This is a genomic window from Falsiruegeria mediterranea M17 (genome assembly GCF_900302455.1).
In the GTDB taxonomy this organism is placed as follows: Bacteria; Pseudomonadota; Alphaproteobacteria; order Rhodobacterales; family Rhodobacteraceae; genus Falsiruegeria; species Falsiruegeria mediterranea.
The window spans coordinates 360,815-378,806 of sequence record NZ_ONZG01000004.1; the positions used below are offsets into that span (position 1 = coordinate 360,815).

Annotated in this window: 17 protein-coding genes; 9 read left to right on the forward strand and 8 right to left on the reverse strand. The window is 60.7% G+C overall.

The window, feature by feature from the left end; translation table 11 throughout:
* Positions 1 to 73: 73 nt before the first annotated feature.
* The gene (gene guaD, locus TRM7615_RS10305; RefSeq protein WP_108787098.1) at positions 74 to 1,357 is read right to left on the reverse strand and encodes a guanine deaminase; all 1,284 of its coding nucleotides are present in this window, start codon (positions 1,355 to 1,357) and stop codon (positions 74 to 76) included.
* Between the two features lie 147 nt (positions 1,358 to 1,504).
* Here guaD and mgtE point away from each other — a divergent pair, with 147 nt between their 5' ends.
* Both mgtE and TRM7615_RS10315 read left to right on the forward strand, forming a co-directional pair.
* Positions 1,505 to 2,899, forward strand: coding sequence for a magnesium transporter (gene mgtE / locus TRM7615_RS10310; RefSeq protein WP_108787100.1), 1,395 nt, complete (start codon positions 1,505 to 1,507; stop codon positions 2,897 to 2,899).
* Positions 2,896 to 3,453: a 5-formyltetrahydrofolate cyclo-ligase gene (locus tag TRM7615_RS10315; protein ID WP_108787102.1), complete on the forward strand. Its 558-nt coding sequence runs from the start codon at positions 2,896 to 2,898 to the stop codon at positions 3,451 to 3,453. Before mgtE ends, TRM7615_RS10315 begins: the two co-directional genes overlap by 4 nt.
* Before the next feature lies 1 nt (position 3,454).
* Here TRM7615_RS10315 and TRM7615_RS10320 read toward each other — a convergent pair whose 3' ends face one another.
* A complete protein-coding gene (locus tag TRM7615_RS10320) occupies positions 3,455 to 3,682 on the reverse strand; it encodes a DUF333 domain-containing protein (protein ID WP_108787104.1) in 228 nt (75 codons plus the stop codon).
* Between the two features lie 151 nt (positions 3,683 to 3,833).
* Between TRM7615_RS10320 and TRM7615_RS10325 the strand changes: the two genes are divergently transcribed.
* The 4 genes from TRM7615_RS10325 (at position 3,834) to TRM7615_RS10340 (ending at position 8,638) form a co-directional block, all read left to right on the forward strand.
* Positions 3,834 to 4,652: a TIGR00282 family metallophosphoesterase gene (locus TRM7615_RS10325; protein ID WP_108787106.1), complete on the forward strand. Its 819-nt coding sequence runs from the start codon at positions 3,834 to 3,836 to the stop codon at positions 4,650 to 4,652.
* Between the two features lie 126 nt (positions 4,653 to 4,778).
* Entirely contained in the window at positions 4,779 to 6,557 is a 1,779-nt protein-coding gene (locus tag TRM7615_RS10330) for an SLC13 family permease (protein WP_108787108.1), read from the forward strand.
* Between the two features lie 165 nt (positions 6,558 to 6,722).
* Positions 6,723 to 7,397, forward strand: coding sequence for a YbaY family lipoprotein (locus TRM7615_RS10335; RefSeq protein WP_165821406.1), 675 nt, complete (start codon positions 6,723 to 6,725; stop codon positions 7,395 to 7,397).
* A gap of 56 nt (positions 7,398 to 7,453) precedes the next feature.
* Entirely contained in the window at positions 7,454 to 8,638 is a 1,185-nt protein-coding gene (locus TRM7615_RS10340) for a TPM domain-containing protein (RefSeq protein WP_108787112.1), read from the forward strand.
* Positions 8,639 to 8,640: 2 nt separating this feature from the next.
* Here the strand turns inward: TRM7615_RS10340 and TRM7615_RS10345 are convergent, their stop codons facing one another.
* From TRM7615_RS10345 to TRM7615_RS10365, 5 genes are all read right to left on the reverse strand, one after another.
* Entirely contained in the window at positions 8,641 to 10,302 is a 1,662-nt protein-coding gene (locus TRM7615_RS10345; protein ID WP_108787114.1) for an FAD-binding dehydrogenase, read from the reverse strand.
* A 13-nt stretch (positions 10,303 to 10,315) separates the two neighbouring features.
* Positions 10,316 to 11,173, reverse strand: a complete 858-nt coding sequence (locus TRM7615_RS10350; RefSeq protein WP_108787116.1) for a bile acid:sodium symporter family protein — start codon at positions 11,171 to 11,173, stop codon at positions 10,316 to 10,318.
* 83 nt (positions 11,174 to 11,256) lie between these two features.
* The gene (locus tag TRM7615_RS10355; protein ID WP_108787118.1) at positions 11,257 to 11,991 is read right to left on the reverse strand and encodes a glutamine amidotransferase; all 735 of its coding nucleotides are present in this window, start codon (positions 11,989 to 11,991) and stop codon (positions 11,257 to 11,259) included.
* A gap of 52 nt (positions 11,992 to 12,043) precedes the next feature.
* Positions 12,044 to 12,514, reverse strand: a complete 471-nt coding sequence (locus TRM7615_RS10360) for a cupin domain-containing protein (protein WP_108787120.1) — start codon at positions 12,512 to 12,514, stop codon at positions 12,044 to 12,046.
* 18 nt (positions 12,515 to 12,532) lie between these two features.
* Positions 12,533 to 14,305 carry an SLC13 family permease gene (locus TRM7615_RS10365; RefSeq protein ID WP_108787123.1) on the reverse strand — a complete coding sequence of 591 codons (1,773 nt, stop codon included), beginning with the start codon at positions 14,303 to 14,305 and terminating at the stop codon, positions 12,533 to 12,535.
* Positions 14,306 to 14,468: 163 nt separating this feature from the next.
* Here TRM7615_RS10365 and TRM7615_RS10370 point away from each other — a divergent pair, with 163 nt between their 5' ends.
* The 3 genes from TRM7615_RS10370 to TRM7615_RS10380 all read left to right on the forward strand — a co-directional run bounded on the left by TRM7615_RS10370 (position 14,469) and on the right by TRM7615_RS10380 (position 17,126).
* Positions 14,469 to 15,053: a TetR/AcrR family transcriptional regulator gene (locus tag TRM7615_RS10370; protein ID WP_165821407.1), complete on the forward strand. Its 585-nt coding sequence runs from the start codon at positions 14,469 to 14,471 to the stop codon at positions 15,051 to 15,053.
* A 19-nt stretch (positions 15,054 to 15,072) separates the two neighbouring features.
* Positions 15,073 to 16,293 carry a serine hydrolase domain-containing protein gene (locus TRM7615_RS10375; RefSeq protein WP_108787126.1) on the forward strand — a complete coding sequence of 407 codons (1,221 nt, stop codon included), beginning with the start codon at positions 15,073 to 15,075 and terminating at the stop codon, positions 16,291 to 16,293.
* Positions 16,294 to 16,385: 92 nt separating this feature from the next.
* Positions 16,386 to 17,126 (forward strand): YebC/PmpR family DNA-binding transcriptional regulator, encoded by a 741-nt coding sequence (locus TRM7615_RS10380; RefSeq protein WP_108787128.1) that lies wholly within the window; start codon positions 16,386 to 16,388, stop codon positions 17,124 to 17,126.
* 66 nt (positions 17,127 to 17,192) lie between these two features.
* Here the strand turns inward: TRM7615_RS10380 and TRM7615_RS10385 are convergent, their stop codons facing one another.
* A complete protein-coding gene (locus TRM7615_RS10385) occupies positions 17,193 to 17,888 on the reverse strand; it encodes a helix-turn-helix transcriptional regulator (protein WP_108787130.1) in 696 nt (231 codons plus the stop codon).
* Positions 17,889 to 17,992: the final 104 nt, after the last annotated feature.

Consider the following 17,992-nt stretch of genomic DNA (forward strand, 5'->3'; position numbering starts at 1 on the left):
ACCCCTCACTTTAGCGCGCAATTTGACCCGAAAACCGGATTCCACTTTTCGGATTGCGCTTTGGGGGGTGCGATCAGCGCCGCTGGCCGTTGATCCAGACCTCGGCGATGGCGCGGTCGTCGCCCATCATGATGGTAGGGAACACCGCCTCCCACAGGTCATCCGCCACGGCAGAGCGTTGCGAAATCGCAGGCGTCGAGGCGAGATCGAGCACGATCAGGTCCGCCTCCATCCCCGGGGCCAGGTTGCCGATCTTGTCGTCCATCCGCAGGCTGCGGGCTGATCCAATGGTCGCGAGCCACAGCAATTGAGCCGCATGGAGCGGCACGCCGCGCAGCTGGCCGATCTCATAAGCCGCTGCCATGGTGCGGAGCATCGAAAAGCTCGACCCGCCGCCGGTGTCTGTCGCCAAACCAATCCGCTGCCCCTCGGCCATCAAGCCCGCCATGTCAAACAGGCCAGACCCGATGAAGGTGTTCGAGGTTGGGCAATGCACCAGCGCTGCGCCGTGTTCGCGCAACTGATCGCGTTCGCGTGGCTCCAGATGGATCGCGTGCCCATACAGGCCACGCCCGCCGAGCAGGCCAAAACTCTCATAGGTATCCAGATAGTCGCGCGCGTCGGGGAACAGGCCGCGCACCCATTCAATTTCATCCGTCTGCTCGCTTAGATGCGTCTGCATAAGGCAGTCGGGGTGTTCCGCCCAAAGCCTTCCCATGGCTTCGAGTTGTTCGGGCGTCGAAGTGGGTGAGAACCGCGGCGTGATCGCGTATTCCAGCCGGTCGACACCATGCCAGCGCTCTAGCAGGGCCTTGGATTGGTCGTATGCGGTTTGCGCGGTGTCCCGCAGCCCCTCGGGGGCGTTGCGGTCCATGCAGGTCTTGCCGGTGACCACGCGCTGACCACGTGCCTGAGCCGCCGAGAAAAACGCGTCCACGCTTTCAGGATGGATGGTGGCAAAGCTGCACATGGTCGTGGTGCCATGGGCCGTTGTCAGGTCCAGATATCGGCCAGCGATGTTGTCTGCATAGGCGCGGTTGGCGAACTTCATCTCCTCAGGGAAGGTATAGGTATTCAGCCAGTCGATCAGCCGTTTGCCCCAGCTCGCGATCATGGCGGTCTGCGGGTAATGCACATGGGCATCGACAAAACCCGCCATGATCACCTTGTCGCCGTGATGAACGACATCGGCCTCGGGGTAGGCGGCCCGCAACTGGTCCAGATCACCCAAAGCCGCAATATGCTGCCCCGACACGGCGACGGCCTCATGTACCTGCACGGCATCGCCGGGCTCGCCCTCAAACGGGCTGCCGGTAAAGGACAGAACACGTCCCTGCAGGATGGTTTGGCTGGCCATTTCTTTGTGCTCCTCGTGCCGTCTGAACGTCGTCATATTCCGGCACACAGGATAGAGGCCCCATTGATTTCGGTAAATTACGCTATTGTCATTGTTTTCCGGTAGCAGCTTCTTCTATTTTGCGGCCAATCCAGAAGGGAGCGGAATATGACGACAGGCAACACTCCCATTGATCTTGATACTACATCCGATGAAGACGCCTATGAGCTGGACCGCAAGCAGGTTGCAGCGATCCTGTATGCGGTGGACGTCGAGGATCGCGAAAAGCTGACCGAGCTGATGGAGCCGCTTCATGCGGCGGACATCGCCGACCTGTTGGAGCAGATCAATCCGTTCGATCGGTCGCGTCTGATCCGCCTGTATGATCGCGAGTTCGATGGTGAGATCCTGTCCGAACTCGACGAATCGGTGCGCGAAGAAGTCATCGCGGTCCTGAAGCCCGACGTGCTGGCCGAGGCTGTGCGTGAGCTGGAAAGCGATGATGTGGTCGATCTGGTCGAGGACCTGGAAGAGCCGCAGCAAGAGGCCATCCTGGACGCGCTGGAAGACGCTGACCGGATCGCGGTGGAACAGGCGCTGGCTTACCCAGAGAATTCCGCTGGCCGTCTGATGCAGCGCGAGGTCGTGATGGCGCCCGAGCATTGGACAGTGGGCCAGGCCATCGACTTCATGCGCGACAGCGACGATCTGCCGGAACAGTTCTATCACCTGATCCTGGTCGACCCGCGCCTGCATCCCATTGGCTATGTCACCCTTGGCAAGCTGATGGGCACCAAGCGCGAGGTGCCGCTGAGCGAGATTGCCGAAGAGGAATTCCAGACCATCCCCGTCGATCAGGACGAAGAGGATGTGGCCTATGCCTTCAACCAGTACCACCTCATTTCGGCGCCGGTAACCGACGATGACGGGCGGTTGGTGGGCGTGATCACCATCGACGATGCGATGGCCGTGCTGGACGAAGAACATGAAGAGGACATCCTGCGCCTGGCCGGTGTGGCCGAGGAAAGCTCGCTGTCGGACAGCGTGGCCGACACCAGCAAGCGGCGTTTGCCGTGGCTGGGGGTGAACCTGTTTACCGCCATCTGCGCCTCGCTGGTGATCTCGCAATTCGAGGATTCGATTTCGCAGCTGGTGTCACTGGCGATCCTGATGCCTATCGTGGCTTCGATGGGCGGTAACGCGGGCACGCAGTCGCTGACGGTGGCCGTGCGGGCGCTGGCCACGCGCGACCTGACCTCGTCGAACATGTGGCGAGTGATCCGGCGCGAGGTGATGGTGGGCGTGCTCAACGGGCTTTGTTTTGCGCTGGTGCTTGGGACCATTGGGTTGATGTGGTTCGGCTCTCCGATGCTGGGGGTCGTGATCGGGTCTGCTTTGGTCGTGAACATGATCATCGCGGGCTTTGCAGGTACGGTAGTACCCATCGTGCTGGACAAGCTGGGCGTGGACCCGGCGCTGGCATCGGGAACCTTTGTTACGACCACCACGGACGTCATGGGGTTCTTCATCTTTTTGGGACTGGCGACGGTGGTGTTGTTATGAGCGATCTGGCTGCAATCAAGGCAGAGGCACGAAAAGCGGGCTTTGCCCGGCGCAAGGCGGCGTTTGACGCGCGCCTGCCCGGCGCGGCGGGGCGGCTGTCCGAGGTCCTGGCAGGCCACCGCGGTGTGGCCCTATCAGGTTACATGCCGATCCGGACCGAAATTGACCCGCTGGCAGCCATGGCCGAGGCGTCGGCTTATGGCCCCGTTGGCGTGCCGGTGATTCAGGGCGAGGGGCAGGCGCTCAAGTTCTCGCGCTGGACACCCGAGGGCGCGTTGCGCGATGGCCCGTTTGGGGCCAAGGTGCCCGAGGTTGACGATTATTTCGAACCCGAGATCCTGATCGTGCCGCTGGTGGCCTTTGATGCCAATGGCGGACGGCTGGGATACGGCGGCGGCTTTTACGATCGCACGCTCGAGGGGCTTCGTGCCAAACGTCCGACGCTGGCCATCGGCTTTGCCTTTGACGCGCAAGAGGCACAGGACCTGCCACTGGAACCCACGGACCAGCCGCTCAACATGCTGATCACCGAAAGCCGGGTTCTGACGTTCTAGGTCAGTCCTTGAAATGCGCCCGGATGTAGTCCCAGGCGTCAACTTTCGAGCCATCGGCCAGAATGCAGATACCAACGGCGTTGCCGCTTTCATCCTTGCTCAGCTGATAGGTGCCGCCGTTTTCGATGCAGAAGGTGGCGGCGGGGTTGGCGAGCGTGGTTTTGGTGTCGCTGGCCGAGGCCGCAGAAGCTGCAGCAAGAACAATCACAGTCGTCAGTACGGATTTCATGCGGTCCTCTCTCGTTTTGCATTTAACGGGAAAGGTTGCATTGCGCGCCCGAGTTTTCAACCTGCGCTTACGCGGGGAAAATTCGCGCCAAGACAGCACAGGGGTGTGTTTGATCTTGTCCGAACGGGCAGGGCAGCCTAGGACACAGAGCATGAGATGCTTGTTTCTAGGTGATGTGATGGGCCGCGCCGGGCGCGCGGCGGTTCGGGACAACCTGCCTCGTCTGCGCGACGAATGGCGGTTGGATTTTGTCGTGGTCAATGGCGAGAACGCGTCGAACGGAATGGGTTTGAGCGGGGATCATGCCAAGATCCTGCTGGATGCCGGGGCTGATTGCGTCACGCTGGGGGACCATGCGTTTGACCAAAAGGACATGTTGCAGTTCATCGAAAAGGAACCGCGCATCATCCGTCCGCTGAATTTTGCCAAAGGCGCGCCGGGCAAGGGCTATCGTTTGTTCAATGCCCCGGGTGGCCGCAAGGTGCTGGTGTTACAGGTGCTGGGGCAGGTGTTCATGAAACGTGCCTTTGATGATCCGTTTTCCGCCGTAGAGATGGTGTTGAAGTCGCATCCGCGCGGCGGGCTGGCCGATGCCATCATCGTGGATGTGCATTGCGAGGCGACGTCCGAGAAGATGGCGATGGGGCATTTCTGCGACGGCAAGGCAAGCCTTGTCGTTGGGACGCATACCCATGTTCCGACCGCAGACGCCATGGTGCTGCCAAACGGCACCGGGTATCTGAGCGATGCAGGCATGTGCGGCGACTACAATTCCGTCATCGGCATGGAAAAGATGGAGCCGCTGCGCCGCTTTATCACCGGCATGCCCAAGGCGCGGTTTACCCCTGCGACCGAAGAGGCAACCCTGTCGGGTGTCTTTGTCGAAACCGATGATCGGACGGGCGCGGCCAAGTCGATTAACATGGTGCGCGTTGGTGGGCGGTTGCAGCAGGCTGGACCGAACGTCTGATATTCAGGCGCTTTCACCTGTTCCGGGGCCAAAAGCCGGGCTGCGCGCAATCGCAGACTTGCCCGGACCCCGGCAATCGGGGACAGTGGCCTTCGGTCTTTTCTTCTCCAAGGCACCAAGGGACATATGCAGCTTTTCCAGCTTTCCGACACCGGGTCTGCCATTCTGTCGCTGATTATCGTGGGCGTCATGTTCGTGCTTTTCCTGCGCGAGGTGTTCCCGACCGAGGTAGTCGCCATCGCGGGCGTCTCGCTGATGCTGGTGACGGGCGTATTGCCCTATGACGTAGCCCTGCCGGTGCTGGCCAACCCCGCGCCTTGGACCATTGCGGCAATGTTCATCATCATGGGGGCGCTGGTCCGAACCGGGGCTTTGGATGCGTTTACGTCCATCGCGCGCAAACAGACCGAGGTGAACCCCAAGTTTGCCATCGCGCTCTTGATGGCCTTTGTGGTGATTGCCTCTGCTTTCGTGTCCAATACGCCGGTTGTGGTCGTGATGATCCCGGTCTTTGTGCAGATCGCGCGGTCGCTGGATATGCCTGCTTCGAAGCTGCTGATCCCGCTCAGCTATGCTGCGATCATGGGCGGCACGCTGACCTTGATCGGGACCTCGACCAACCTGCTGGTGGATGGTGTAGCACGCGCCCAGGGGATGGAGCCGTTTTCGATTTTCGAGGTCACGCCGCTTGGCCTGGCGGTGGTGACCTATGGCATGGTCTATCTGCGCTTCATCGCGCCCAAGCTGCTGCCCGAGCGTGACAGCATGGCGACGCTGTTGTCGGACAAGTCCAAGATGAAATTCTTTACCGAGGCCGTGATCCCGCCTGATAGCAACCTGATCGGGCGAGAGGTGACAGGGGTGCAGCTGTTCAAGCGCCCGGGCGTGCGACTGATCGACGTGATCCGCGGCGATACCTCGCTGCGCCGTAACCTAAAGGGGGTTGAGCTGCAGGTGGGCGACCGTGTGGTGTTGCGCACCCGGATGACCGAATTGCTCAGCCTGCAAAGCAACAAGGAGCTCAAGCGGGTTGATCAGGTGTCCGCGGTCGAAACCTCGACCGTTGAGGTGCTGATCACGCCGGGCTGCAAGATGGTGGGCCGATCGCTGGGCAACCTTCGTCTGCGGCGGCGGTATGGTGTCTATGTGCTGGCGGTGCATCGCCGCAATCAGAACATCGGGCGGCAACTGGACGAGCTTGTGGTGCGCGTGGGCGACACGCTGCTGCTCGAGGGTGCTCCAGCGGACATTCAGCGGCTGGCGGTCGATATGGACATGGTCGATGTTTCTCAGCCCTCGGACCGGGCCTATCGCCGCAGCCATGCGCCGATTGCCGTGGTCTCCTTGATCGGGATCGTAGCGCTTGCGGCTTTGGGTGTGGCGCCGATCCTGATGCTGTCGATTTTGGCGGTGGCGTTGGTTCTTGTGACCCGCTGCATTGACGCGGATGAGGCGTTTTCCTTTGTCGACGGGCGTCTGCTGGCGTTGATCTTTTCGATGCTGGCGATTGGGGCCGCACTGCAAAGCTCGGGCGCCGTCAGCCTGATTGTTGAGGCGATTGCGCCTTACCTGGGACAATTGCCGCCGTTCATGATCGTCTGGGCGATCTATCTGCTGACCTCTGTCCTGACCGAGCTGGTGTCGAACAACGCCGTCGCCGTGGTCGTGACCCCCATTGCCATCGGATTGGCGCAAACAATGGGGATCGATGCACGCCCCCTGGTGATTGCCGTCATGGTCGCGGCCTCGGCGTCGTTTGCCACGCCCATTGGCTATCAGACCAACATGCTGGTCTATGGTCCGGGCGGTTATCGGTTCACCGACTTCATGAAGGTGGGCATTCCTCTGAACCTGACCGTGGGGCTGTTGGCCTCGGCTTTGATCCCGTTGATCTGGCCGCTTTAAGGCTTGCGCGGAACGGTGTGTTTCCGCGCATCACTGATGTCTTGACTTGAAACGCCATTTTGCGCTCCGATCTGAGTATTCATGAATGAATTCGGATGGAATGTGATGACGTTAGGTAAGATTTTTGCAAGCGCGGCACTCTGTGCCGCAATCGGGACAAGCGCCATGGCGGGTACCATCAATGGCTCGGCCACTTATCGCGAACGCATTGCCTTGCCGCCCGGCGCGGTGCTGGATGTGCAGCTGGTCGACATCTCGCGTCAGGACGTTGCGGCGACAGTTCTGTCAAGCAAGCGCTATGCGATGACCGGCGTGCCGACGGAGTTTTCGCTGGAGTATGACGACGCGTTGATTGACGAGCGGATGCGCTATGCGGTGCAAGCCAAGATCATGGTGGGCGACAAGCTGCTGTTCATCAACGACACGGTGCATCCGGTCTTGCAGGACGAAAATGACACGATGGCGATGATGATACTAAAAAAAGTGTCCGCTGATATTGGTCTGGGATTGGAAAACACCCACTGGAAAGTGACGCAACTGTCCGGCAAGGCGGTGGTAAGCGAGAGGGTGCCCGAGATCCAGTTTGCCGAAGGTGGCGCATTCGGCGCCAAAGGCGGCTGCAACAGCTATCGGGGCGAGGCCAAGGTGTCTGATGGCCAGATCGCATTCCCCGACAACATGGCCGGAACCCTGATGGCCTGCCCGCCGCCGCTGGACAAGCTGGAAAAAGATTTCCTGACCGCTTTGGGACAGGTCACCGGCTATGTCCGCAATGGCGAGGTTTTGGCGCTGACCAATGACGCAGGTATCGCCGTCATGCGCCTGATGTTGGTGCCTTAACGGCTTTACCCCGCAGGAAAAACGCGGCTAGTCTCGGTCAAGAACAGGGGAGGCACATGACCAGTCGGGACTTTCGCGTTGCAATGATCATCGTGGCCGCCGTCGTGTTTGTCGGCTGGGCGATTGGCTATGGCGTTGGGGTGCTGACGAAGCCGGCCACGGTGGTCGAACCCGCACCGCCGACGCAGCCGCTCAAGTCGGAACACCGCAAACGCCCGACCAAGATCATCACCGCGACGGGCGCTCAATTGCCCGGCTACAGCGATGTCTATGTGAACGACTATGTTGACCTGCTGACCGATGAGGCTGAGGAGCGGATCCGAGCCAAGTTTATCGAGCTTTATGACCGCACCGGGGTCGAAATGACCCTGCTGACCATTCAGGATATGGGGTTTTACGGGCACTCCGGCGACATCCGGACCTTTGCCACCGCCACGTTCAACGAATGGGGCGTGGGCAATGCGACGCGCAACGATGGCGTGCTGATCTTGATCTCGCGCTATGACCGCGAGATGTGGATCGCGCTTGGCGATGGGTATGACAGCAGTTGGGACGCGCGGATGCAGCGGGTCGTCGACAACGGGTTCCTGCCGTGGTTCCGGGCTGATCAGTACGATGCGGGACTGGAGAAGGGCACGGATGAGACCGTGCGAGAGGTGTCGGGTGTCTATCCCGGACAATGGGACGCGGGATCGTTTCAGCAGGGCATCAGCTGGCTGTGGCGCAAGATCCAAGCTGTTGGACACGGGCTGTTGGCGCTGGTGCTTGTCCCGATTGGTGGCTTTGTCTGGTGGCTGCGGAAATACATGCGCAACCGTCCGCGTCCTTGTACGCACTGCGGCGCGATGATGGAACGTGCAGGCGAACAGGCCGAGGATGCCCATCTGGACGGGGGGCAGCAGCTTGAGGAATACCTGAAATCCGTCGACTACGACGTCTGGCACTGCCGGTCCTGTGGCCACATGGACATCAACCGCTATCGCAGCTGGTTCTCGGGTTATGGCGCCTGTCCTCAGTGCAACTATCGCACGCTATCCACCACCAGCACTGTTCTCAGTGCCGCGACCAAATCCAGCACCGGTCGCAAACGGGTCGATTATGATTGCCAGCACTGCGGGTACCACGACAGCGAGGTTCGCACGATCCCGAAGCTGTCCGACAGCTCCGGCTCGGGCGGGTCCAGCCGGTCGAGTTTTGGCGGCGGCTCGTCCTCCGGCGGCGGGGCCGGAGGGAGCTGGTAGGGTCAAGCGATGGCGCGTGAGCGGCCTGCGTTTCTCCCTGAGAAGATGCAGCCGCCCAGGAAGGTGCCTTCCAAAGCGTTGTAGCCGTGGTAGCCGCCTCCGCCAAAACCTGCGACTTCGCCCGCCGCAAAGAGGCCCGGAACGACCTGGCCGTCGGCCCCCAGCATCTGACTGTCCAGATTGGTCTGCAAACCCCCCAAGGTCTTGCGGGTCAGGATGTGCAGTTTCACCGCAATGAGGGGGCCATTCGCGGGATCAAGGAACTTGTGCGGTTTGGCGGTGCGGATCAACCGGTCACCGCGATAGTTGCGGGCGGCATGAATGGCCATGATCTGCGCGTCCTTGGTGAACGGGTTGTCCATCTGTGAATCGCGCGCTTCGATCTGGGCGCGCAGGCGATCCTCGTCAATCAGGTTGCCACCCAGCTGGTTCATGCCGCGCACCAGATCGCCTAGGGTGTTGGCGACAACAAAATCCTCGCCCTTTTCCTTGAACGCCTCGACCGGGGCGGTGGCGTTTTTGCCGGACAGGATGCGCTGGCGGATAACCTCGGACCACTTGGCCGAGGTGAAGTCGGGGTTTTGTTCGGACCCGGACAGCGCAAATTCTTTCTTGATCACCTTCTGGGTCAGCACAAACCAGCTGTATTCATATCCCGTCTTCAGGATCTCTTTGAGCGTGGTCAGCGTGTCAAAGCCCGGCAAGCAGGGGGGTTCCAACCGGTTGCCGGTGGCATCGAACCACATCGAGCTTGGGCCTGGCAGGATGCGGATGCCGTGGCTGGGCCAGATCGGGTCCCAGTTCTTGACCCCTTCGGTGTAATGCCACATGCGGTCGCCATTGATCACGTGACCGCCGGCCTTTTCGCTGATTGCGATCATGCGGCCGTCGACGTGAAAGGGGACCCCTGCCACCATTTCCTTGGGTGGGCTTCCCAGACGGTCGCGCGGCCAGGATTTGCGGACCAGCTCGAAATTTCCACCGATGCCGCCCGAGGTGACGATGACCGAGGGGGCATAGACCTCGAACTCGCCGACCTCATCGCGGTTGGTTTTCTTGCCGCGTTCGGCGCCATCGGCGGACAGAACCTCGCCCGAAACACCGCTGGCTGCGCCGTTCTGCATGATGATGTGGCTGGCCTGATGGCGAAACCGCAGGTCGATCAGCCCGGCGCTCGCGTGCTCGCGCACGCGGCGCACGAAATGTTCGATCACGCCGGGACCTGTGCCCCAGGTGATGTGGAACCGCGGGACAGAGTTGCCGTGGCCGTTGGCATAAGACCCGCCGCGCTCGGCCCAACCCACGACCGGGAACCAGCGCAGCCCCATCTCATGCAGCCAGGGGCGCATCTCTCCGGCGGCGAATTCCACATAAGCCTCGGCCCATTTGCGCGGCCACGCGTCTTCGGGCCGGTCAAACTGGGCGCTGCCCATCCAGTCCCGCAAGGCCAGATCGGCGGTGTCCTTGATGCCCATGCGGCGTTGCTCGGGCGTATCGACCATGAAAAGACCACCTAGGGACCAAAAGGCCTGTCCGCCCAGGAATTGCTCGGGCTCCTGGTCCAGCACGATGACCTTTTTGCCTCGGTCACCCAGTTCAGCAGCGGCGGCCAACCCGGCCAGCCCCCCGCCCACAATGATTGCATCTGCGGTGTTGGTGGTCATGGATCAGGCTCCTTCAGCGGCTGCGAAACCAGAAGATGAACGGAAGGGAGACGAAATACATCGTGATCCCATAGACGGCGGCGGGCAAGGCCAGCGGGCTGAGGCCCGTAGATGTGGCGGTGATCAGCGCGGCCAGCGTGATGCCAAGGGCCGAGTTTTGGATGCCGGTCTCGATCGCGATCGTCTTGGTTTCGGTCCAGCCAAGACCGGCGATGCGCGCCAGCCCAAAGCCCATCAGCAGCAGGATTACGTTGAGCGAGATCAGGCCGGTGCCCATGACGCCCAAATTGTCGATAAACAGCTGCCAGTTTCCGGCCAGTGCTGCGATCACGATCAGAACAAACAGAACGGTGGCGAGTTTCGACAGCGGACCGTCGATGGCCATGGCTGCACCGCGAAAATAGTGCCGCACCGTGACACCGATGGCGACGGGCAGGGTGGTGATCAGGAACATGGCAATCGCCAAGCCGCTGATCGACACCTCGGGCGCGGCCTCGCCCAGGAAATGGGTGACGGACCAGGCCGCCAGCACTGGCACCGTCAGGATCGACAGCAGGCTGATGACGGCGGTCAGCGTGACGGACAGCGCCACATCGCCGTTGGCCAGTTTCGACAGGATGTTGCTGGTGACCCCACCGGGACAAAAGCTGAGCAGCATGAAGCCCACCGCAATCTCGGGGGGAAAGGCAAAGGCAGTGACCAGGGCAAAGGTCACGATGGGCAGCAGGATCACCTGGCTGATGGCGCCGATGGCAAAGGGAAACCTGCGGGTCAGGACGCGCCTGAAATCCGCTGCTTCCAACCCAACGCCCAGTGACAGCATGATGATGGCCAGCGACAGCGGCAGCCCCACGTTGATCAGAAAATCCAAAACCACCCCTCCCAAAGTCGTTTTGGCCAGCCTAAGCGGGGGAGGATGGTTTCGGCAATGGGGGATGCCGTTAGGTTATTTGACTAACTGTAACGTTCAACGAACCGTTTCAGAATCTTGCCGGGCTCGGTCACATCGGCGTCGTGGCAGGCGGCGATCAGCGTCTCGGCGTCTTCGGGTGGGAAATAGCCATGGTTGCGGTAGATGTTGATGCGCTGTTCAAAGTCAGCCGCATCGGCCTCGGGGTGGAACTGCGTGGCATAGACATTCTGCCCCCAGCGAACCATCTGTATCGGACAGGGGGCCGAGGCCACCAGGTGCACGCATCCCTCGGGCAGGCTCTGCACCGCTTCTTTGTGGCCGACGTAAGCGTCGAACACGTGCTTGAGCCCTGCGGTCAGGGGATCGGCCTCACCCTCGGGTGTCAGGGAACAGAGCGACGGGCCAACCGGTTCGCCATACTGCGCCTTGGACACGTCGCCGTTCAGGTGGGTCGCCAGAATGCCCAGGCCGTAACAGCAGCCCATGAACGGATGATCCAGCGCGGTGATCTGCGGCATCAGCGACAGAGCCGCGGCCTCGACCCGTGCGTCCGGCGCGGATTTGGTGGCCGGATCGTCGCTGACACAGCCGGGACCGCCGCCGACAATGACACCGGCATAGTCGGTAACGTTCAGGTCCGCTGGCAGGTCTTCGCAATCCAGCCGAACGCGGACGGCGCGGTCAGGTGTCAGGCCGGTTTGTTTGAGGATCGAGTTGAACTCGGCATCCGAGGCATCGGTTTCAGGGCGAAGCTGCAGGATCAGGAAGGGTTTCATGGGGTCGGATTACCCGTGCCGTGGGGAAGGGGCAAGCGGCCCCATTGCCGCGCTAAGGGTTCTTGATCGCTGAATGATCGACATAGTCCCATTCCAGCGCCTCGTTTCGGTAGATGCGCTTGCCCTTGTTGGGATAGTCTCCCACGTCATGCGCCAACCGCTGTCCGATCACCAGCACGCGCAGCAGGTCTGGCCCGTCGTTGCGCAATCCGTGCGCATGGCCGCCCTTGCGGTAACCAATGAAGTCGCCGGCGGTCACGGTCCGCTCTTCACTGTCGATGATCGAGACCGCCTGACCGGACAGGATATAGACGCATTCATCCTCGAAATGATGCACGTGGTATTCGGTGGTGTCGCGGCCTGGCTCAACCTCGATGATGTGCACGCCGATACCCGTCAGGCCGGTGGCATCGCCCAGGGATTTGTTGATGCGCTGCGCGTTGGGGTTCAGGAAATGGGTCTTTGCTGTTCCTGCCATCGCAGCGATGGCTTGGGCGGTCAGCAGGTAACCGTCGTGACTCATGAGGTTCCTTTCCGGGGGTTACATTGGCCAGAAGACCAGAATGGACGGGATGGACACGGCGACGATCAGCACCTCAAGCGGCAGACCCATGCGCCAATAATCGCCAAAGCGATAGCCGCCGGGCCCCAGGATCAGCGTGTTGTTCTTGTGCCCGATGGGGGTGAGGAAGGCCGCCGAGGCGGCCACGGCAACCGCCATCAGGAACGGATCGGGTGAGACGCCAAGCGTGTTGGCCATCTGAATGCCCACGGGTGCCGCGACGATTGTGGTGGCGGTGTTGTTGAGCACATCCGACAGGGTCATGGTCACAACCATCAGCACGGTCAGGATCGCCCAGGCAGGCAGGCCGTTGGTGAGCGAGATCAGGCTGCCCGCAATCAACTCGGTCCCGCCCGAGCTTTCGAGTGCTGCGCCCAATGGGATCATCGATCCCAGCAGCACCACGACGGGCCATTCGATGTGGTCGTAAATCTCGGCAATGGGCAGGATCTTGGTCAGGACATAGCCCACCACCACCAACCCCAGAGCAATCGGCAGGTAGAGCAGCCCGACTGAGGCCGCAATCACGGCCGCCGCAAAAAGGCCGATGGCGAGCCAGACCTTTTCGTTGGCCGTCACGCTTAGCCCGCGTTCCGCCAGCGGCAGGCAGCTCAGCCATTCGGTCACGTCCGGGCCCCGTTGACGGGGAACCATCAATAGCAAGATGTCACCCGCTTCCACCTCGGTCTTGCGTACCTGTTTGGTGATCCGCTTGCCCTGACGCGAGATGCCCATCAGCACAGTGCTTTGCCGCCAGGCCAGACCAATGGCTTGTGAGGTCTTGCCAGTGATCCGGCTGTGTTCGGTTGCCACCACTTCGATCACTTCCAGTCCGTCACCAGCGGCTTTCAGCACCTCTTGTCGCCGACTGTCCGAGAAGTCGAGGTTCAGGGCGGTGCGGAATTCGTCGAGCGCCTCGGGCACAGCCTCCATCACCAGTGCATCACCGGCGCGCAGGATGGCGTTTGCGGCGCGGCCATAGCGGCGTTTGCCGTCGCGGATCAGACCCAGGATTGCGACGTCGGTTTTCTCGGCGGTTTCGTCCAACTCGGCCAGACGTTTGCCGATGTGGGGGCTCTCTTCGGGCACGGTCAACTCGGCGATGTATTGGGCCAGAGCCTCGGTGTGCTCTTGATCGTCGCCGCGCGTCGGGATCAGCCGCCAGCCGATGAGGGCGACAAAGATCAGGCCCGCGATGGCGGCGATCCCGCCCACGGGGGCAAAGTCGAACATGGCGAAAGGCTCACCCACGGCCTCGGCACGGATCGAGGCGATAATGATGTTGGGCGGCGTCCCGATCAGGGTGGCCATGCCGCCCAGGATGGTCGCAAAGCTCAGCGGCATCAGGCTCAGCCCCGGCACGCGCCCCGCCTTGCGTGCGGTTTGAATGTCGACGGGCATCAGCAGGGCCAGCGCGGCCACGTTGTTCATGAAGGCCGATAGAACCGCACCGATCCCACCCATCAGCGCAATGTGGGCGCCTAGGCCGCGGGACGCATCGACCAGCGTGCGGGTGATCAGGAACACGGCACCGGATCGAACCAGACCGGCCGAGACAACCAGCACCAACGCCACAACGACGGTGGCGGGGTGGCCAAAACCGGAAAAGGCATCTGCAACCGGAACAACCCCCAGCACAACGCCCAGCATCAGCGCCGTAAAGGCCACCAGATCGTACCTGAATCGACCCCAAAGAAGGAAAGCAAACACCAAGCCAAAGAGCGAAAACAAAATGATCTGATCTGTCGTCATGTCGGAACCCTAGCCGGTTCAACTCAAAGGTGCGACGGGGAATTCGTGGGTCGTGGAGCCATTCGTGACGCAGGGTCGGCCAACAACTAAACTTGTCAAAGTGACAAGAATCACTTTATCGCGTAAGTTGTCTATCTGACAAGAAACGATGAAGGCGAAACTCATGGCCCGTCCCAAGATGGAAACCGAACGCAAAGCGCAGATCCTGGATGCCCTCGAACGCATCGTTCTGCGCGACGGGCTGGCCAAACTGACGCTGGCCAAAGTGGCCGAGGAGGCGGGCCTCCCGCGTTCACTGTTGCGGTATTTTGCGGGCAATAAGATCGACCTGGTTCTGCTGCTTTTTGATCGGATGATCGAACGGGGTGAGGCCAAGCTGGAACAGCTTGAACAGGTTAAGCAGGGGAGCTTGAGCGCGCGCCAGTTGGTCGATCTGGTGCTGGATGAGCTGCTGGGGGACGAGGATCTGAGCCTGATGGTGGATGAGCTTTGGCCTTATGCCGCGCTGGACGAGCGAATTCAGGAACGGTTGCGCGGGCTTTATCAGCGACTGTGCCACGAGCTGTCCAACCTTATGGCGGCAGATGGCATCGGCAACAGCGACCAGGACCGTGAACGGCGCGCCTATGGCATTGTGTCCATGGGATTTGGCGCCACGTTTTTTGCCGACATCGGCTTTATGCCGTCCGACCCCAAAGCGGTTCGAAAGGCCGCCCATCAGTTGCTGCTGTCGGACGGAACGGACTGAGAAAACGGAGGAGACCCACATGAAATGGATCAAACGCGGGGCAGTTGCCATAGTGGCGCTGGCCCTGATCGGCGGAGCTGTGTTTTGGGACAAGATACAGGACGTGCGTGCCCTGATGGCCTATTCGGCAGTTTTTGAGCCTGAAAACATCGACGAAAATTTTCGCACGCTCTATGAAACCTACCCCTCGATCACCATCGAGCGAAGTGGTCCCGTGGCCGAGTTCGAGATGCAGGAGCAGGCCAATATCCTGCCCGAAACTTTCACCTACGAGGGGAAGGAACTGTCGGCCCAAGAGCTGTTTGATGCTTTCCACTGGACGGGTCTGGCGGTGCTAAAGGATGGTAAACTTATTCACGAGGCCTATGCCCGAGGCAACAGCGCCGAGACCCACCATATCGAAATGTCGGTGACCAAGTCGCTGACCTCGATCCTTGCGGGCGTGGCCCATGATGCGGGTGATTTGGACTTGGATGCACCGGTGACCAGTTACATCCCCGAGCTGAAGGACACCGGGTATGACGGTGTGACTGTGCAACAGGTGCTCGATATGACCTCGGGCATTCGGTATGTCGAAGACTATGACGACCTGAACTCGGACATTGTGCAGACAGTGGTCGCGACCTTGCGTGGCTCGCTGGACGAGTTTTCGACCACCATTGTGCGACAGCGCGAGCCGGGAACGTTCAACCAATATGCCAGCATTGAAACGCAAGTGCTGGCCTGGGTGCTGCGCCGGGCGACAGGGCGGGAATATGCTGACTATTTTCACGACAATCTTTGGGCCAAGATCGGCGCCGAAGCGGATGCCCAGATGCTGGTGGACCAGATGGGAGAGCCAGTGGCCTTTGGCGGCGCCAACCTGCGCCTGCGCGATCTGGCTCGCGTGGGGCAGATGGTGCTGAACGGAGGCGTGTCGATGACTGGCGAACGCGTGGTGTCCGAGGCGTGGTTGCAGCAGTCCACCACCACCGATACGCCGCAATCCAAGCCGGGGGAACACGACGCGTCGGACTATCCGCTGGGCTACAAGAACCAGTGGTGGATACCTGTTGATCGTGATGATGGTGATTTCACGGCCATCGGGATCTATGGTCAGTTCCTTTACATCAACCCTACTCGGGGCGTGGTGATTGCGATGAACGCGGCTTATCCCGACTACAATGAAAAGCCCGAAACCGAGCTGCAGATGGTGTCGGCCTTGCAAGCCATTGCCAAACATGTGAGCCCGGACAGCTGATCTAAGCTTCAAACGGGGTGCCGGATGCTTGAACCCGGCCCCCTGCTTGTTTTATAGAGGCCTGCGAAACCAAATTCTTGCAGGAGCACCACATGGCCGGCCACTCAAAATGGGCAAACATTCAGCACCGCAAGGGCCGTCAGGATGCTTTGCGGTCCAAGCTGTTTTCCAAGCTGTCCAAAGAGATCACCGTGGCCGCCAAGATGGGCGATCCCGATCCCGAAAAAAACCCGCGTCTGCGCCTGGCCGTGAAAGAGGCCAAATCGCAGTCGGTACCCAAAGACGTCATCGACCGCGCGATCAAGAAATCGCAGGCGGGCGAGGGTGATGACTACGAAGAAATCCGCTACGAGGGCTATGGGCCAAGTGGTGTCGCAGTGATCGTCGAGGCGATGACCGACAACCGCAACCGCACCGCGTCGACCGTGCGTTCGACGTTTTCCAAGAACGGCGGCAACCTGGGCGAAACCGGCTCGGTCGGCTTCATGTTCGACCGCAAGGGGGAGGTTGTATACACCGCTGACGCGGGCGACGCCGATACCGTGTTCGAAGCAGCGATCGAGGCAGGCGCCGAAGATTGCGAAAGCTCGGATAACGGCCACATCATCTATTGCGCGGACACCGACCTGAACGACGTATCGAACGCGTTGGAAGCCGCGCTGGGCGAATCGGAATCGACCAAGCTTGTGTGGAAACCCACCACCACGACTGAGTTGGACCTGGAAGGCATGCAAAAGCTGATGAAGCTGATTGATGCGCTCGAAGACGACGACGACATCCAGCGTGTCACCGCCAACTTTGAGGCCTCGGATGAGGTGATGGAGCAGCTCTGAGCTTGTCAGTAATCGAGAATTCGAACGCCCATTCTGCCACAGGCAGGGTGGGCGTTTTCTTTTGGGTTATTGACCGGAATAACGCCGCGCAGTGTCCTCTTCCCAACCTTTGAGCAAGGCGGTGCGACGGCTGGGGTATTTCTCGGCCAGTACTTTCAATTCCTGCACCCGTTCGGTTTTGAAATGGCGATAATCCTGTTTGGTCTCGCACCAAGCCACCAGGTACCGCGTACGATCCAGAAATGCGATGAAAAGCGGCCAGACGAGGCGGTCGGTGACCTGCCCGTCGTGGTCGGCATAAATCAGTTGCAGGCGATACCGCTCGCGAATGGCGTGGCGGAGAAGGGCCCCGTCAAAGCGTTCCTTGACGCTTGCACGCGTCTGGATCGGTTTTGAGCTGGCATTCAGTACGACTGGGCGCAGTTCCTTGGGGATGGCGCTCGACAGTTTAGCCACCAGATCGCGGGCGGCGCGGGACAGCGACGGGTCCGCCTCGGATGCGACCCAGGCGGCGCCAAGAGCGGCGGCCTCTAACTCGTCGGGTGTAAACATCAGGGGCGGCATGTCGTACCCGTCGTCAAGAACATAGCCGACGCCTGCCTCGCCGGTGATCGGAATACGCTGCGCGTGCAGCTCGGCCATGTCGCGATAAAGGGTGCTGAGGGATATTTCCAACTCATCGGCAAGCTCCCGCCCTGTAATCGGTGCCTTTGTGGACCGTAGGATCTGGATAATCTGGAAAAGCCGTTCCGTGCGACGCATTTTTGCATCCTCCTCTCACACTACTGTCACAACGGTGAGAGCAGGACAATTCTAGGACAGGCCCGAACACAGGAAATCGCGCAGTTCGCGCGCCCAAGCACGGA

Excerpts from the sequence above, each read along its gene's own strand:
- guaD (WP_108787098.1), bottom strand. The coding sequence starts at position 1,357 with ATGGCCAGCCAAACCATCCTGCAGGGACGTGTTCTGTCCTTTACCGGC.
- mgtE (WP_108787100.1), top strand. The coding sequence starts at position 1,505 with ATGACGACAGGCAACACTCCCATTGATCTTGATACTACATCCGATGAA.
- TRM7615_RS10315 (WP_108787102.1), top strand. The coding sequence starts at position 2,896 with ATGAGCGATCTGGCTGCAATCAAGGCAGAGGCACGAAAAGCGGGCTTT.
- TRM7615_RS10320 (WP_108787104.1), bottom strand. The coding sequence starts at position 3,682 with ATGAAATCCGTACTGACGACTGTGATTGTTCTTGCTGCAGCTTCTGCG.
- TRM7615_RS10325 (WP_108787106.1), top strand. The coding sequence starts at position 3,834 with ATGAGATGCTTGTTTCTAGGTGATGTGATGGGCCGCGCCGGGCGCGCG.
- TRM7615_RS10330 (WP_108787108.1), top strand. The coding sequence starts at position 4,779 with ATGCAGCTTTTCCAGCTTTCCGACACCGGGTCTGCCATTCTGTCGCTG.
- TRM7615_RS10335 (WP_165821406.1), top strand. The coding sequence starts at position 6,723 with ATGGCGGGTACCATCAATGGCTCGGCCACTTATCGCGAACGCATTGCC.
- TRM7615_RS10340 (WP_108787112.1), top strand. The coding sequence starts at position 7,454 with ATGACCAGTCGGGACTTTCGCGTTGCAATGATCATCGTGGCCGCCGTC.
- TRM7615_RS10345 (WP_108787114.1), bottom strand. The coding sequence starts at position 10,302 with ATGACCACCAACACCGCAGATGCAATCATTGTGGGCGGGGGGCTGGCC.
- TRM7615_RS10355 (WP_108787118.1), bottom strand. The coding sequence starts at position 11,991 with ATGAAACCCTTCCTGATCCTGCAGCTTCGCCCTGAAACCGATGCCTCG.
- TRM7615_RS10360 (WP_108787120.1), bottom strand. The coding sequence starts at position 12,514 with ATGAGTCACGACGGTTACCTGCTGACCGCCCAAGCCATCGCTGCGATG.
- TRM7615_RS10365 (WP_108787123.1), bottom strand. The coding sequence starts at position 14,305 with ATGACGACAGATCAGATCATTTTGTTTTCGCTCTTTGGCTTGGTGTTT.
- TRM7615_RS10370 (WP_165821407.1), top strand. The coding sequence starts at position 14,469 with ATGGCCCGTCCCAAGATGGAAACCGAACGCAAAGCGCAGATCCTGGAT.
- TRM7615_RS10375 (WP_108787126.1), top strand. The coding sequence starts at position 15,073 with ATGAAATGGATCAAACGCGGGGCAGTTGCCATAGTGGCGCTGGCCCTG.
- TRM7615_RS10380 (WP_108787128.1), top strand. The coding sequence starts at position 16,386 with ATGGCCGGCCACTCAAAATGGGCAAACATTCAGCACCGCAAGGGCCGT.
- TRM7615_RS10385 (WP_108787130.1), bottom strand. The coding sequence starts at position 17,888 with ATGCGTCGCACGGAACGGCTTTTCCAGATTATCCAGATCCTACGGTCC.